The sequence below is a fragment of the Streptomyces sp. CB09001 genome (assembly GCF_003369795.1).
In the GTDB taxonomy this organism is placed as follows: Bacteria; Actinomycetota; Actinomycetes; order Streptomycetales; family Streptomycetaceae; genus Streptomyces.
Window position 1 is genome coordinate 1,527,822 of the sequence record NZ_CP026730.1, and the last position, 15,540, is coordinate 1,543,361.

At 70.6% G+C, this 15,540-nt stretch carries 13 protein-coding genes; 6 read left to right on the forward strand and 7 right to left on the reverse strand.

Annotation, left to right across the window (positions count from 1 at the left end; translation table 11 throughout):
* Nucleotides 1-100: 100 nt before the first annotated feature.
* Complete coding sequence (locus tag C4J65_RS36295; protein ID WP_115741643.1) at nucleotides 101-268, forward strand: hypothetical protein; 168 nt, start codon at nucleotides 101-103, stop codon at nucleotides 266-268.
* A gap of 57 nt (nucleotides 269-325) precedes the next feature.
* On the opposite strand, the gene dnaE is transcribed toward C4J65_RS36295, so the two are convergent.
* Nucleotides 326-3,865, reverse strand: coding sequence for a DNA polymerase III subunit alpha (gene dnaE, locus C4J65_RS07190; protein WP_115741644.1), 3,540 nt, complete (start codon nucleotides 3,863-3,865; stop codon nucleotides 326-328).
* A 202-nt stretch (nucleotides 3,866-4,067) separates the two neighbouring features.
* On the opposite strand from dnaE, the gene C4J65_RS07195 reads away from it, so the two are divergent.
* The 4 genes from C4J65_RS07195 to C4J65_RS07210 all read left to right on the forward strand — a co-directional run bounded on the left by C4J65_RS07195 (nucleotide 4,068) and on the right by C4J65_RS07210 (nucleotide 8,894).
* Nucleotides 4,068-5,408 carry a DUF2252 domain-containing protein gene (locus C4J65_RS07195; RefSeq protein WP_115741645.1) on the forward strand — a complete coding sequence of 447 codons (1,341 nt, stop codon included), beginning with the start codon at nucleotides 4,068-4,070 and terminating at the stop codon, nucleotides 5,406-5,408.
* A gap of 86 nt (nucleotides 5,409-5,494) precedes the next feature.
* The gene (locus tag C4J65_RS07200; protein WP_115741646.1) at nucleotides 5,495-6,205 is read left to right on the forward strand and encodes a hypothetical protein; all 711 of its coding nucleotides are present in this window, start codon (nucleotides 5,495-5,497) and stop codon (nucleotides 6,203-6,205) included.
* Between the two features lie 100 nt (nucleotides 6,206-6,305).
* Nucleotides 6,306-7,106, forward strand: a complete 801-nt coding sequence (locus C4J65_RS07205) for a DsbA family protein (RefSeq protein ID WP_115741647.1) — start codon at nucleotides 6,306-6,308, stop codon at nucleotides 7,104-7,106.
* Between the two features lie 132 nt (nucleotides 7,107-7,238).
* Nucleotides 7,239-8,894: an alkaline phosphatase D family protein gene (locus C4J65_RS07210; RefSeq protein WP_115741648.1), complete on the forward strand. Its 1,656-nt coding sequence runs from the start codon at nucleotides 7,239-7,241 to the stop codon at nucleotides 8,892-8,894.
* On the opposite strand, the gene C4J65_RS07215 is transcribed toward C4J65_RS07210, so the two are convergent.
* Nucleotides 8,879-9,469, reverse strand: coding sequence for a dienelactone hydrolase family protein (locus tag C4J65_RS07215; RefSeq protein ID WP_115741649.1), 591 nt, complete (start codon nucleotides 9,467-9,469; stop codon nucleotides 8,879-8,881). The two genes, C4J65_RS07210 and C4J65_RS07215, sit on opposite strands and share 16 nt — an antisense overlap.
* Nucleotides 9,470-9,574: 105 nt before the next feature.
* On the opposite strand from C4J65_RS07215, the gene C4J65_RS07220 reads away from it, so the two are divergent.
* Complete coding sequence (locus tag C4J65_RS07220) at nucleotides 9,575-10,723, forward strand: mechanosensitive ion channel domain-containing protein (RefSeq protein WP_115741650.1); 1,149 nt, start codon at nucleotides 9,575-9,577, stop codon at nucleotides 10,721-10,723.
* Nucleotides 10,724-10,744: 21 nt separating this feature from the next.
* Here the strand turns inward: C4J65_RS07220 and C4J65_RS07225 are convergent, their stop codons facing one another.
* The 5 genes from C4J65_RS07225 to C4J65_RS07245 form a co-directional block, all read right to left on the reverse strand.
* Nucleotides 10,745-12,331, reverse strand: coding sequence for a Na+/H+ antiporter (locus tag C4J65_RS07225; protein ID WP_115746330.1), 1,587 nt, complete (start codon nucleotides 12,329-12,331; stop codon nucleotides 10,745-10,747).
* A gap of 103 nt (nucleotides 12,332-12,434) precedes the next feature.
* Nucleotides 12,435-12,920, reverse strand: coding sequence for a GNAT family N-acetyltransferase (locus C4J65_RS07230; RefSeq protein WP_115741651.1), 486 nt, complete (start codon nucleotides 12,918-12,920; stop codon nucleotides 12,435-12,437).
* The gene (locus tag C4J65_RS07235; protein WP_115741652.1) at nucleotides 12,917-13,861 is read right to left on the reverse strand and encodes an RluA family pseudouridine synthase; all 945 of its coding nucleotides are present in this window, start codon (nucleotides 13,859-13,861) and stop codon (nucleotides 12,917-12,919) included. Before C4J65_RS07235 ends, C4J65_RS07230 begins: the two co-directional genes overlap by 4 nt.
* Nucleotides 13,862-13,970: 109 nt before the next feature.
* The gene (gene lspA / locus C4J65_RS07240; protein ID WP_115741653.1) at nucleotides 13,971-14,588 is read right to left on the reverse strand and encodes a signal peptidase II; all 618 of its coding nucleotides are present in this window, start codon (nucleotides 14,586-14,588) and stop codon (nucleotides 13,971-13,973) included.
* A 68-nt stretch (nucleotides 14,589-14,656) separates the two neighbouring features.
* Nucleotides 14,657-15,379 (reverse strand): TraR/DksA family transcriptional regulator, encoded by a 723-nt coding sequence (locus tag C4J65_RS07245; protein ID WP_115741654.1) that lies wholly within the window; start codon nucleotides 15,377-15,379, stop codon nucleotides 14,657-14,659.
* Nucleotides 15,380-15,540 lie beyond the last annotated feature (161 nt).

Below are 15,540 nucleotides of genomic sequence, written 5' to 3' on the forward strand. Positions count from 1 at the left end.
CGCGTCACGGACGGTAATTGCCCGATATGCGTTCTTTGTTGGCCTATGTGAATCTGGTTCCGGCCCTGGCCCCTAGATCCCCCTCAGGAGGTAGATCACCATGGCCAAGAACAAGAACAACCGTGATCGTAAGCACCCGCAGGCCGAGCGCTCCCCGCAGGCCGCCGAGTCGGCCGTACTGGAGCGCGAGGAGCAGCACTCCCCGCAGCTGACGACGCCCGGCGACGCGGCCTCCCGCAAGCGGAACAAGCGCTTCGGCCACAACTGACGACCACGACGAGGGGCGCACCCGGCAACCGGGGGCGCCCCTCGCCCGTTTCTCCGCTCAGCCGGCCAGGCAGGACGGCCCGAGCAGCACCTTCAGGTCGCCGAACAGCGCCGGATCGGGCTTCACCCGGTGCCGGTCCAGGCGCAGCACCGTCGTCTTCGTGGGCCCCTGGAGCTTGATCCGCACCTCGCTGTCGCCCCGGTGGTGGGTGAGGATCTCACCGAGCCTGCTGACCATCGGCGGCGTGATGCGGGTCGCCGGGATGGTGAGGACGACGGGCGCGTTGGTGCCCGCGTGGGACAGGTCGGGGATCATCAGCTCCATCGCGACCAGCCTGGGGATGTCCTCCCGCTTGTCGAGCCGCCCCTTGACGAACACCACGGCGTCCTCGACCAGTTGCGTGGACACCAGCTGATAGGTCGCCGGGAAGAACATGCACTCCAGGGAACCGGCGAGGTCCTCGACGGTGGCGATGGCCCAGGCGTTGCCCTGCTTGGTCATCTTGCGCTGGAGGCCCGAGATGATGCCGCCGATGGTGACGACCGCGCCGTCGCCGAAGTCACCGCCGGTGAGCTGGGAGATGCCCGCGTCGGCCTTGTCGGACAGCACGTGCTCCAGGCCGAAGAGCGGGTGGTCGGATACGTAGAGACCGAGCATCTCCCGCTCCTGGGCGAGCAGATAGGTCTTGTCCCACTCGTCCTCGCCGAACACCACGTCGAGTCCGAAACCGGGCTCCTCGCTCTGCTCGTCGCCCATGCCGCCGAAGAGGTCGAACTGGCCCTCGGCCTCCTTGCGCTTGACCGCGACCACGTTGTCGATCATCGGTTCGTACTGCGCGGTGAGGCCCTTGCGGGTGTGTCCCATCTCGTCGAAGGCGCCCGCCTTGATCAGCGACTCCGTCGTCCGCTTGTTGCAGACGACCGCCTCCACCTTGTCCAGGTAGTCGGGGAAGGACGCGTACTTCCCCTTGGCCTTGCGGCACTTGATGATCGACTCGACCACGTTGGTGCCGACGTTGCGCACGGCGGAGAGGCCGAAGAGGATCACGTCGTCGCCCTGCGCGGCGAAGTTCGACATGGACTCGTTGACGTTGGGCGGCAGCACCTTGATGCCCATGCGCCGGCACTCGTTCAGGTAGACGGCCGACTTGTCCTTGTCGTCCTTGACCGAGGTGAGCAGGGCGGCCATGTACTCGGCCGGGTAGTTCGCCTTCAGGTAGCCGGTCCAGTACGAGACCAGGCCGTACGCGGCCGAGTGCGCCTTGTTGAAGGCGTAGCCGGCGAAGGGGACCAGCACGTCCCACAGGGCCTGGATGGCCTCGTCGCTGTAGCCGTTCTTCCGGGCTCCGGCCTGGAAGAGGACGAAGTTCTTCGCCAGTTCGTCGGGCTTCTTCTTGCCCATCACGCGGCGCAGGATGTCGGCCTCGCCGAGCGAGTAGCCCGCGATGATCTGGGCGGCCTTCTGCACCTGCTCCTGGTAGACGATCAGGCCGTAGGTGACCGCGAGGACCTCCTGGAGGGGCTCCTCCAGCTCCTTGTGGATCGGCGTGATCTCCTGGAGGCCGTTCTTGCGCAGCGCGTAGTTGGTGTGCGAGTCCATGCCCATGGGGCCGGGGCGGTAGAGCGCGGAGACGGCGGAGATGTCCTCGAAGTTGTCGGGCTTCATCAGCCGCAGCAGGGAGCGCATCGGGCCGCCGTCGAACTGGAAGACGCCGAGGGTGTCGCCGCGCTGCAGCAGGTCGAAGGTCGTGGGGTCGTCCAGTGGCAGGGACAGCAGGTCGAGTTCGACGCCCTTGTTGGACTTCACCATCTTGACGGCGTCGTCCATGATCGTGAGGTTGCGCAGGCCGAGGAAGTCCATCTTCAGCAGGCCGAGCGACTCGCACTGCGGGTAGTCCCACTGCGTGATGGTCACGCCGTCCGTGTGCCGGACCCAGATCGGGGCGTGGTCGACGATGGGCTCGCTGGACATGATCACGCCGGCCGCGTGCACGCCCATCTGCCGGACCAGGCCCTCGACGCCCTTGGCGGTGTCGATGACCTTCTTGACGTCCGGCTCGCTCTCGTACATCGAGCGGATCTCGCCGGCCTCGCTGTAGCGCGGGTGCGTCGGGTCGGTGATGCCGTTGAGGTCGATGCCCTTGCCGAGGACGTCGGCGGGCATGGCCTTGGTGAGCCGGTCGCCCATCGCGTACGGGTAGCCGAGGACGCGCGCGGAGTCCTTGATGGCGTTCTTCGCCTTGATCTTGCCGTAGGTGCCGATCATGGCGACCTTGTCGGCGCCGTACTTCTCCGTCACGTACCTGATCACCTCGACGCGCCTGCGCTCGTCGAAGTCGATGTCGACGTCGGGCATGGAGACGCGCTCGGGGTTGAGGAAGCGCTCGAAGATCAGGCCGTGCGGGATGGGGTCGAGGTCGGTGATGCCCATCGCGTACGCCACGATCGAGCCGGCCGCGGAACCTCGGCCGGGACCGACCGCGATGCCCTGGTTCTTCGCCCACATGATGAAGTCGGCGACCACCAGGAAGTACCCCGGGAACCCCATCTGGATGATGACGTCCATCTCGTACTCGGCCTGCTTCTGGCGGTCCTCGGGGACCTGGCCCGAGAAGCGGCGCTCCATGCCGCGGCGGACCTCCTCCTGGAACCAGGTGATCTCCGTGAAGCCGTCGGGGATGTCGAACTTCGGCATGAGGTCGCGCTTCTCGAACATGCCGGTGGTGTCGATCATCTCGGCGATCAGGCGCGTGTTGGCGCAGCCCTGCTGCCAGGCGTCGGAGGAGTCGATGGCGTACATCTCGTCCGTCGACTTCAGGTAGTAACCGGTGCCGTCGAAGCGGAAGCGGTCCGGGTCGGAGAGGTTCTTGCCGGTCTGGATGCACAGCAGGGCGTCGTGGGCGGTCGCCTCGTGCGCGTAGGTGTAGTGCGAGTCGTTCGTCACCAGCGGCGGGATGCCGAGCTTCCGGCCGATCTCCAGGAGCCCGTCGCGGACCCGGTGCTCGATCTCGATGCCGTGGTCCATCAGCTCCAGGAAGTAGCGGTCCTTGCCGAAGATGTCCTGGTAGTCGGCGGCGGCCTTCAGGGCCTCGTCGAAGTGGCCGAGGCGCAGCCGGGTCTGCACCTCGCCGGAGGGGCAGCCGGTGGAGGCGACGATGCCCTCGGACCACTGGCTGATGGTCTCCTTGTCCATCCGCGGCCACTTCTGCAGCCAGCCCTCGGCGTAGGCGTCGGAGGAGAGGCGGAAGAGGTTGTGCAGACCCTTGCTGTTCGTCGCCCACATGGTCTTGTGGGTGTAACCGCCCGAACCCGAGACGTCGTCCCGCTTCTGGTGCGGCTGGCCCCACTGGATCTTGCGCTTGTTGCGCCGGGACTCGGGCGCGACGTACGCCTCGATCCCGATGATCGGGGTGACTCCGGCCTTCTTCGCGGAGTGGAAGAAGTCGTACGCCCCGTGCAGGTTGCCGTGGTCGGACATGGCGATGTGCGACATGCCCATCTCGTTGCACGCGTCGAACATGTCCTTGAGCCGCGCGGCACCGTCCAGCAGCGAGTACTGGGTGTGGACGTGCAGGTGCGTGAACGGCGGCTTTGACACGTGCGGCCTCCTGGGAAAACTGGGGACGACTGGCGGCGGTCGATCCGGGGGGTCAGCGTCGAAGTCTATGCCTCTCCACTGACACTCCGAGGGCCACCACGCGTACCTTCTGGGGCGGGCACTCCCGCTCCGGCTCGAACGTTGGCCCGAGTGGAGATCCGCTCCATCCGTGAGGCACCACCCGCACCAGGAGGCACCAGGCATGTCGGTCCCGCAGCTCAACGAGGAGCACCGCGGCGAGGAGATCCTCGCCGTCTTCGACACCGCCTTCGGCCAGCTGCTGGCCGCGGATCCCGCGGCGTTCCGCGTGAAGTTCCGGAAGATGGCGGCCTCGGCCTTCGCGTTCTACCGCGGCACCGCGGGTCTCTTTTACCGCGATTTGACCGAGGATCCGGACTTCGGTGACCAGCCGGGCGGCGCCTACCTGGACGAGCGGACCTCCCGGGTGTGGATCCACGGCGATCTCCACGCGGAGAACTTCGGCACGTACATGGACTCCACCGGCCGGCTGATCTTCAACGTCAACGACTTCGACGAGGCCTACGTCGGCCCCTTCACCTGGGACCTCAAGCGCTTCGCCGCCTCCGTCGCGCTGATCGGGTACGCGAAGGCGTTCAGCGACGAGCAGATCACCGAGCTGGTGCGGGTGTACGCGGGCGCGTACCGCGAGCGGATCCACGCCCTGGCCACCGGCGCCAAGAGCGACGAGGTGCCGCCCTTCACGCTGGACACCGCGGAGGGTCCGCTGCTCGGCGCGCTGCGGGTGGCCCGCTCGCTGACCCGCTTCGGGCTGCTGGACTCGATGACCGAGATCCGCGACTTCGAGCGCCGCTTCGCCCCCGGCGGCGGCTCCATCGAGCTGGACGCCGCCACGCGCTACAAGGTGCTCGCCGCCTTCGACGGCTACCTGGAGACGCTTCCCGAGTCCTCCCTGGCCCGTCCCGACTCCTACCGCGTGAAGGACGTCGTGGGCCGCCGGGGCATCGGCATCGGCTCGGCCGGCCTCCCCTCGTACAACATCCTGCTGGAGGGAAACAGCGACGCCCTGGAGAACGACGTCGTGATCTACATCAAGCAGGCCCAGACCCCGGCCGTCTCCCAGCACATCACCGACCAGGCGATCCGGGACTACTTCCAGCACGAGGGCCACCGCACGGTGATCTCCCAGCGCGCCCTCCAGGCGCACGCCGACCCGTGGCTGGGCTGGACCGAGCTGGACGGCGCCGGGCAGCTGGTCGCCGAGGTCTCGCCGTACGCCGTCGACCTGGACTGGGGCGACATCGACGACCCCGAGGAGATCGCCGAGGTCGTCGCCGACCTGGGCCGGGCCACCGCGACCATGCACGCGGCGGCCGACGACCAGTCCGGGGAGTCCCTGGTGCCGTTCTCCACCGAGCGGGCCATCGACGCGGCCATCGCGGCCGACGAGGAGGGCTTCGCGCCGCTGCTGGTCGACTTCGCGCACCGCTACGGCGCACGCGCCCGTGCCGACCACCAGACCTTCGTCGACCTGTTCCGCAACGGCCGGATCCCGGGTCTGTGACCATTCCGGTTCGGTAACCGTCGGCTGTCTCACAGGAACCCTTTAGGGGTCCCTTACCGGACCCCGTGCCACACTCTTCTACTGCTATGGACATATCCGGAACCCCGCTCAGAGCCGTACGCGCGGCGCTGTTCACGGCACTCGCCGTGACCCTCAGCACCGCGTCGCACGTGCTGCTGTCCGGGGTTCCGCTGCCGCTGCCCACGGTGGCCGCGGTCGCGGCCGCCGTGTTCCTGATCGCCTACGCCCTGGCCGGGCGGCGCGAGCGCGGCTTCGGGCGGATCGCCGCCCTGCTGATCCCGCTGGAGCTGGCCGCCGACACGGTCTTCACCACCGGCCAGCACGTCTGCTACGGCCGGGCGGGCGGCCCGGTCGCGGGCCCGCTGCGCTCGGTGGGCTTCGACGTGCTGTGCGGCGACGGGACCGGTGTCCACGCCGGGGTGACCGCGCCGCTGACCCGGGTGACCGGGGCCGAGACCGACCGGATGGCGTCGGTGCTCGCCCAGGCCGCCCCCGGCACCGCCTGGCTGCTCCTTGCCGCGCACGTCGGGGTCGGGCTGCTCGCGGCGGCCTGGCTGCGGCGCGGCGAGCGGGCGCTGGCCCAGCTGCTCGGCGCGGTGGCCGCGACCACCTTCCGGCCGCTGCTGCTCGCCGTCGCGGCCGTGGGCGTACACCGGGCCCCGGCGGTGCGCCGCCCGGTGCCCCCGGTCCGCCGCGCTGCCGGCGCCCGCGAGCGGATCCTCACGCACTCCCTGGGACGCCGCGGACCGCCGCGCCCGGTGGCCGCCCTCGTCTGACCCGGCACCGGCCGAGTCGCACGGGCACCACCGAGCACGGCAGTCCCCCATACGCACTTCCGCACACCCCCGTGTGCGCGTCCCCGGAGAGATCACCAACATGAGCAAGCGGAACAGCCAGGCGGCGAAGACGGCGGCCCGTGAGCGTCTGCGCCAGGAGCGCGAGCGCCAGGCCAAGCGCGACAAGGTCAGGCGACAGGTCATCGTGGCCGCCTCCATCGTCGGCGTACTGGCGATAGCCGGCGGCATCAGCTACGCCGTCGTGCAGGGCAACAAGCCGAGCGGCTGGGACAAGGCCGCCGAGGCGAAGGTGGTGGCCCCGGCCAACACCTCCGGCAAGGACGGCACCACCGTCGTCATGGGCGAGTCCAAGTCCGACAACGTCGTCCACCTCTACGAGGACCCGCGCTGCCCGGGCTGCGCGGCGATGGAGCAGAGCATCGGCGAGACCGTCAACAAGGGCATGGAGGACGGCGACTACAAGCTCTCCTTCACCGTCGGCACCTTCCTCGACGGCAACCTGGGCGGCGAGGGCTCCAAGAACGCGCTGAGCGCGCTGGGCGCCGCGCTGAACGTCGGCCCCGAGGCGTTCGTCGACTACAAGACCGCGCTCTACTCCACGAAGTACCACCCCGAGGAGTCGACCGACGACTTCGCCAAGGACGACTACCTGATCAAGGTGGCGGACTCGGTCGACGCCCTGAAGGGCAACAAGAAGTTCCAGGACGCCGTGGAGAAGGGCACCTACGACGCCTGGGCGATGCGGATGAGCAAGTCCTTCGACAAGGCCGAGGGCGTCCAGTCCACCCCGACCATCAAGATCAACGACAAGGTGGTCGAGACCCCGAGCACGCCCGACGCGTGGCAGAAGGCGCTGAAGGACGCAGGCGTCACCAAGTGACCCGGTGATCCCGCCGCCGGTCCCGGCTGCCGGTTCCCCGGTTGCCGGTTCCGGTGATCGCCGTCTGACGAGTGGGCGAACTTTTGCGAGTTCGCCCACTCGCGCGCGTACCGATCAGTAACCTGATCGGCCGTGACCAGTCGACACAGAGCCTCCGAGAACTCCCGCACCCCGAGCCGCCGTACGGTCGTCAAGGCCGCGGCGGCCGGTGCCGTCCTGGCCGCTCCGCTCGCCGCGGCGCTGCCCGCCGGTGCCGCCGACGCGGCCCCCGCCTTCCTGCACGGCGTCGCCTCCGGCGATCCACTGCCCGACGGCGTGCTGCTGTGGACCCGGGTGACACCGGTGCCCGAGGCCATACCGGGCTCCGGGACCGGCCCGGACACCGACGTGAGCTGGGTCGTCGCCACGGACAAGGACCTCACGAACGTGGTCGCCAAGGGGTCCGTCACCGCCACGGCCGCCGCCGACCACACCGTCAAGGCGGACGTCCGCGGTCTCGCGCCCGCCACGGACTACTGGTTCCGCTTCTCCGCCGGCCCCACCGACTCCCCCGTCGCCCGCACCCGCACCGCCCCCGCGCACGACGCGGCCGTCACCGGCCTGCGCTTCGGCGTGGTCTCCTGCGCCAACTGGGAGGCCGGGTACTTCTCCTCGTACCGCCATCTCGCGGCCCGCGGCGACCTGGACGCCTGGCTGCACCTGGGCGACTACATCTACGAGTACGGCACCGGCGAGTACGGCACCCGCGACACCGTCGTACGCCCGCACGCGCCGGCCCACGAGATCCTCACCCTCGCCGACTACCGGATCCGGCACGGCCGCTACAAGACCGACCCCGACCTGCAGGCCCTGCACGCCACGGCGCCGGTGGTGGCGATCTGGGACGACCACGAGATCGCCAACGACACCTGGTCGGGCGGCGCCGAGAACCACACCGAGGGCGCCGAGGGGACCTGGGCGGCACGTCGGAGTGCCGCCAAGCGGGCCTACTTCGAGTGGATGCCGGTGCGCCCGGCCATCGCCGGCACCACCTACCGGCGGCTGCGGTTCGGCAAGCTCGTCGACCTCTCGCTTCTCGACCTGCGCTCCTTCCGCTCGCAGCAGGTGGCGCTCGGCAACGGCGAGGTCGACGACCCGGACCGCACCCTCACCGGCCGGGCCCAGCTCGACTGGCTCAAGGCGGGTCTCGCCGCCTCCGACGCCACCTGGCGGCTGGTCGGCAACCCGGTGATGATCTCGCCGTTCGCGGTCGGCTCGCTCCCCGCGGCGCTGCTCGGGCCGCTCGCCGAGCTGCTCGGGCTGCCGAAGGAGGGCCTCGCCCTCAACACCGACCAGTGGGACGGCTACACCGCCGACCGGCGCGAACTGCTCGCCCACCTGCGCGCGCACGCGATCCGCAACACGGTGTTCCTGACCGGCGACATCCACATGGCCTGGGCCAACGACGTGCCGCACAACGCCGGGACCTATCCGCTGTCCGCCTCCGCGGCCACGGAGTTCGTCGTCACGTCGGTGACCTCCGACAACCTCGACGACATCGTGAAGGTTCCCGAGGGCACCGTCTCGGCGATCGCCGCGCCGGTGATCCGGGCCGCGAACCGGCACGTGCGCTGGGTCGACACGGACCGGCACGGCTACGGCGTGCTGGACATCACCGCGGACCGGGCGCAGATGGACTACTACGTGGTCTCCGACCGCACCGACCCGCGGGCCACCTCCGGGTGGACCCGCTCCTACCGCACCCGCAGCGGCACGCAGCGGGTCGAGCGCGTCTACTCCCCCGCCTGAGCCTCCTGGAGGGACTCGAGGAAGCCGAGCGCCACCCGCCAGGTGGCCTCGGCCGCCTCCGCGTCGTAGTCGTCCAGCTCCGGGTCGGTGTACAGGTGACCGGCGCCGGGATATCTGTGCACCTCGACGTCGGCGCCGATCCGGCCCATCTGGAGGTACCAGGCGCTGAGCCAGTCGTCCGTCTCGAAGGGGTCCGGCTCGGCCACGTGCAGCTGGACCGGCAGCTCGTCGACCGAGGCGCTCGGCGCGAGGTCCGAGGTGCCGTGCAGGAGCAGCAGCCCGCGCGCCCGGTGGTCGCCGAGGGCGAGGGTCTGGGCGATGGACGCGCCGAGCGAGAACCCGGCGTAGACCAGTCCCCGCTCGGAATAGGGCGCGGCGGCCAGCACGGCCCGCTTCAGCAGCTCCTCGCGGCCGATCCCGTCCTGATGGACCATGCCCTCCTCGACCGTGTCGAAGGTACGGCCCTCGAAAAGGTCCGGGGTCCACACCTGGTGCCCGGCGTCGCGCAGCCGGTCGGCGGCCTGCCGCACCGCGGGCCTCGGGCCGAGGGTCGAGTGAAAGAGCACGATGTTCATGAGGCCATGGTGCCAGCCGGGTGTGACGGGCCCGCGCGCGGCGATACCCCGGGCGGGAGATACCTCACAGGTTCACAGCACCGCGCGGCCGGTTACGTTCGAGGGATGGAGACGATACTCCGCCCGCTGATCGTGGTCGGCGGCTCAATACTGCTGACCGTGGTCATCGGCTGGGCCACCGACCTGTTGCTGCGCAAGGCCGACGGACGCCACCCCGAGACACCGCTGTGGGGGCTGCTGCGGCGCGCCCGCCTGCCCTACCAGATCGTGCTCTGCGCGGGCCTGCTCAGAGGGTCGTACGTCGAGGCCGGTGTGTTCCCCGACCACCGGACCGGGGTCGGCCGGACGCTGACGCTGGTACTGATCGGCTCGGCGGCCTGGCTGGTGGTCCGGATCGCCGCGGCGGTCGTCGAGACGTCCTACTCGCGGTACGCGCACGCGCACGCCGAGCGGGATCCGGCCCGGGTGCGCCGGGTGCGGACCCAGGTGTCGCTGATCATGCGGGTGGTCACGGCGATCGTCGGCGTGGTCGCGGTGTCGTCGATGCTGCTGACGTTCCCGGCGATGCGGGCGGCGGGCGCCTCGCTGCTGGCCTCGGCCGGCATCATCGGCATCGTCGCCGGTGTGGCGGCCCAGTCCACGCTGGGCAATCTGTTCGCCGGGTTCCAGATCGCCTTCGGCGACATGGTGCGCATGGGCGACACGGTCGTGGTGGACGGCGAGTGGGGCACCGTCGAGGAGATCACGCTGACGTACCTGACGGTGCGCACCTGGGACGAGCGCCGGATCACGATGCCGGTGTCGTACTTCACCTCGAAGCCGTTCGAGAACTGGTCGCGCGGCACCCCGCAGATGACCGGGACCGTCTTCTGGCACCTCGACCACTCGGCGCCGATGGACCTGATGCGCGAGCGCCTGCGCGACATCCTGCGCGAGTGCCCGGCCTGGGACGGACGCAACTACAACCTGACCGTCACGGACACCACCCCGACCACCATGGAGGTGCGGGCCCTGGTGACGGCGAAGGACGCGGACGACATCTGGACGGTGCGCGTCACGGTGCGCGAGGGGATGCTCCGCTGGCTGACCGACGAGCACCCGTACGCGCTGCCGCGGGTCAACACGGCCGACGCGGCCCTGCGCCCGGCCCACGAAGGCTTCCCGCACGCCCGGAGCTCCTCCGAGGAGGACTCCCGCCGCCCTTCCGGGACGGACTCCCGCCGCTTCCCGGGCCGGCCGGCCAAGAGCCTGTGACCGCGGGCCCGCACCCGCGGGTCAGCGCAGGCTGCGCACGTCCAGGTGGCGCAGGACCCGGTCGACGATCTCCGGGTCGGCGCCGGGTTCGCTGCGGGCGGCCAGCACCTCGTGCCGGGCGGCGCTCAGCATCTCGCCCTGGATGCGCCGGACGCGTTTGAACCGCCGGGCCCGCTGCTCCTGCGCCTCCCGTCGCTCCTCGTCCCCGAGGTCCGGGCTGATGCGTACGCCGATGTCGAAGGCGCGCCGCAGCATCTGCTCGGACAGCTCCTCCGGCAGCTCCTCCACCGACTCGATCTCCTTGAGCCGCTGCTTGGCCGCCCGGGCCGCCCTGAGGGCCAGGGCCCGCTCGAACTCCTGCTCCCGCTCGGTGTCCGCCCGTACCCCCAGCCTGCCCACCAGCCAGGGCAGCGTCAGCCCTTGCAGCAGCAGCGTGCCCATGATCACCCCGAACGCGATGAAGACGATCTCGTCCCGGTGCGGGAAGGGCGCCCCGTCGTCCGTCTCCAGCGGGATCGCCAGGGCCAGCGCGACCGAGGCCACGCCCCGCATCCCCGCCCACCACATGACCACCGTCTCACGCCAGCTCGTCGGGATGTCCTCGTCCTGGTCGCGCCTGGCGTGCAGCCGCTGGGTCAGCCAGGTGGCCGGCAGCAGGTACAGCAGCCGGACCAGGATGACGACGACGAGGATCGCCGCCGCCCAGCCGAGCAGTTCGGTCCACCGGCCGGAGGCGGTGCGGACGGCGTTGTGCAGTTCCAGTCCGATCAGGCCGAAGGCCACCCCGGTGACCAGGGTGTCGACCACGTCCCAGACGGTGTGGCCGCCGAGCCGGGTCATCACGTCGTCGGCGTCCGAGGCGTACTCGGCGAGGAACATGGCGGTGGTGAGCACGGCGAGCACGCCCGATCCGTGCAGTTCGTCGGCGGCGACGTAGCTCACGAACGGCACCAGCAGGGTCAGCCCGATCTGCAGCGTCGGGTCGCCCAGCACGCTCATGAGCTTGTTGGAGCCCCAGCCCAGGACGAGCCCGATCGCGACGGCGACGACGGCGGAGAGCACGAGGTCGAACCCGGCCCGCCACGGCGAGAAGGAGCCGCCGACCGCCGCGGCGATGGCCACGTGGTACAGGACGATGGCCGTCACGTCGTTGAAGAGTCCCTCGCCCTCCAGGATGGACACCAGGCGGCGTGGGAGCCCCAGTTGCCCGGCGACGGCGGTCGCGGCGACCGGGTCGGGCGGCGCCACCAGCGCGCCCAGCGCGAAGGCGGCGGCGATCGGCAGCCCCGGCACGATCGCGTGGGCCACGGAGGCCACGCAGACCATGGTGACGAAGACCAGCGCGACGGCCAGCAGGAAGATGGGGCGCTTGTTGGCCGCGAACTGCCGCCAGGACGTGCGCCGCACGGCGGCGTACAGCAACGGCGGCAGCAGTCCGGGCAGGATCAGTTCGGGCGGGATGTCGACGTTGGGCACGAAGTCGAGCAGCGCCAGGACGATGCCGAGGAGCGTCATCAGCACCGGGGCCGGCAGCCCGAGCCGGGCACCGATCGGGACGCTCAGCAGGGCCCCGAGCAACAGCATGAACAACAGGGCCAGCTGATCCACGGTCACCGCTCCGGTGGGGTCTAGGGGCTGTGGTCCGGCCGTTCCCACGGCGAACCCCAAGCCTGCCACGCCACCGGTCCCACCAGCCGGTTCGGCACCCCCGCTACAGGGAGCGCCGCATCGCGCGGTGGGGGATCCCGGCGTCGGGGAACTCGGGTCCGTACGCCTCGTACCCCAGTCGCTCGTAGAAACCCAGGGCGTGGGTCTGCGCGTGCAGGTCCACGGCGGTGAGTCCACGCGCGCGTGCGGCGGCCTCCATGGCCCGCACCAGCGTGGCCCCGACACCGAGGCCGCGGGCCGCCGCGGTCACCGCGAGGCGGCCCAGGGAGCCGACGGCCGGGTCGCCGTCGCCGTTCTTCGCGGCGGCGGCCGCGCCGTGCAGCAGCCGGCCGGTGCCGAGCGGCACGCCGTCCTCGCGGATGGCCAGGACGTGCACGGCGTCGGCGTCGTAGGCGTCGTACTCGATGTCCTCGGGGACCTTCTGCTCGGCGACGAAGACGTCCTTGCGCACCGCGAAGCAGGCCTCGCGGTCGGCGGGGTCCTCGGCGACGCGCACCTCGTAGGCCGGGGCCGGGCTCGGGGTGCTCATCCGTAGGTCTCCTCGCGGACCAGGTCCAGGGCCTGCTGAAGGTCCTCGGGGTAGTCGCTGGCGTACTCGACCCAGTCGCCGGTGCCTGGGTGCTCGAAACCGAGCCGCACGGCGTGCAGCCACTGGCGGGTCAGCCGCAGTCGCTTGGCGAGGGTGGGGTCCGCGCCGTAGGTCAGGTCGCCGACGCAGGGGTGGCGGTGGGCTGCCATGTGGACGCGGATCTGGTGGGTGCGGCCGGTCTCCAGCTTCACGTCGAGCAGGGAGGCCGCGCGGAAGGCCTCGATGAGGTCGTAGTGCGTGACGGAGGCCTTGCCCTCGGCGGTGACGGCCCACTTGTAGTCGTGCTGCGGGTGGCGGCCGATGGGGGCGTCGATGGTGCCGCTGGTCGGGTCGGGGTGGCCCTGCACGAGCGTGTGGTAGCGCTTGTCGACCGTGCGCTCCTTGAACTGGCGCTTGAGCGAGGTGTACGCGCGCTCCGACTTGGCCACCGCCATCAGGCCGGAGGTACCGACGTCGAGGCGGTGCACGATGCCCTGGCGCTCGGCGGCGCCGGAGGTGGAGATGCGGTACCCGGCGGCGGCCAGTCCGCCGATGACGGTCGGCCCGCTCCACCCCGGGGACGGGTGCGCCGCGACGCCCACCGGCTTCACGATGACGACCACGTCCTCGTCGTCGTGGACGATCTCCATGCCCTCGACGGGCTCGGCGACCACCTGCACGGGCGCGGGCGCCTGCGGCATCTCGACCTCGAGCCAGGCGCCGCCGTGGACGCGCTCGGACTTGCTGACCACCGATCCGTCGACCTGCACCTTGCCCGCCGCGGCGAGCTCCGCGGCCTTGGTACGGGAGAAGCCGAACATGCGGGAGATGGCGGCGTCGACGCGCTCGCCCTCCAGGCCGTCCGGCACGGGCAGGGTACGGATCTCGGGAATCGTGCTCACCCGTCGAGTATGCCGGACGGACCGGACACTCCCGAACGCGCGCCCGGTCCCTGTGGACAACCGGTCCCCGTGGACAACCGGCCCCTGTGGACCGCCGGACAGCCGGAGGTCAGTCCTTGTGGACGGTCCCGTCCGGATCCAGGCCCCGGAAGGAGAGGATCACGATCAGGATGCCGCCACAGACGATCGCCGAGTCGGCGAGGTTGAAGACGGCGAAGTGCTTGGGCGCGATGAAGTCCACGACCGCGCCCTCGAAGACCCCGGGGGCGCGGAAGATGCGGTCGGTGAGGTTGCCGAGGGCACCGCCGAGCAGCAGGCCGAGCGCGATCGCCCAGGGCAGGCTGTGCAGCTTGCGCGCGAGGCGGGCGATGACGACGATCACCGACGCCGCGATCACCGTGAAGATCACGGTGAAGGCCTCGCCGAAGCCGAAGGCCGCGCCCGCGTTGCGGATCGCCGCGAACCGCAGCCAGTCGCCGATGATCTCGATCGGCTCGTGGTGCTCCAGCTTGGCGACCACCAGCATCTTGCTGCCCAGGTCGAGCAGGTACGCGAACAGGGCGACCGCGAACAGCACGGCGACCCGCCGCTTGCCCCGGGGACGCTCAGGAGCCTGCTCATGCTCCTGCTCGTGCTCCCGCTCCTGTGCGGCGTCGGGCCGCTCCTGCCCCTCCCCCGCCGCGTCCGGGGTCTCCGGAGTACCGATGATGCGCTCCGCCTCTGCCACGTGAGTCCCTCAGCCTAGGTCCTTGACTGAGCACGAGGGTACGGCACACTTCCCGTCCCGGCTGCGGCTCAGTTCCGGCGCTCCTGCTTCTGCTTGCACTCGACGCACAGGGTGGCCCGCGGGAATGCCTGCATCCGCGCCTTGCCGATCGGGTTGCCGCAGTTCTCGCACAGGCCGTAGGTGCCCGCGTCCAGGCGTTCCAGGGCCCGCTCGGTCTGGGTGAGCACCTCGCGCGCGGTGGCGGCCAGCGCCAGTTCGTGCTCGCGCGTGATGTTCTTGCTGCCGGTGTCCGCCTCGTCGTCGCCCGCGCCGTCGCCGGAGTCACGCATCATGCCCTGCAGCGACCGCTCGGAGGAGTCGATCTCGGTGCGCAGCCGGTCCGCCTCGGACTGCAGCCCGCCGCGCGCCTCCTCGACCTCCTGCGGGGTCCAGGGTTCCTCGCCGGGCCGTACCGCGAGGTCGCCGGGGTCCGCGGCGGCGGTGCCGCGGGCCTTGGGAACAGCGGTCTTGGCCGCCGTGGCCGTGCCAGGAGTCTTCTTCGCAACCACCGTCGTGGCTCCCGTCTGCTCCGCGGCCTCGGCCGCGCCCACTTTCTTGGCCGTGCTCTTCTTCGCCGTGCTCTTCTTGGCCGTGCTCTTCTTGGCCGTGCTCTTCTTGGCCGTGCTCTTCTTCGCCGGGCTCGTCCTCGCCGCCGTCTTCTTCGCCGCGGTCTTCGTCGCCGGGTCCTGCTCCGCGGCGCTGTCCTCGGCGGCGCTCTGTTTCGCGGCCGTCGTCTTCTTCTTCGCCACCATGGCCGCGGCCCCTTCACATATTGTGATCTTGCGCGCGAATCGTGCTGGGACGATAAATCGACTCCGGTCCCGCGGCAACGGGGCACGCCGCCCGATTCGCCCGCCCACCGTGCGCCGCGCGGCGAGCATGCATGCGTTGTGCCCAGCTCCCCGCCCGGTAA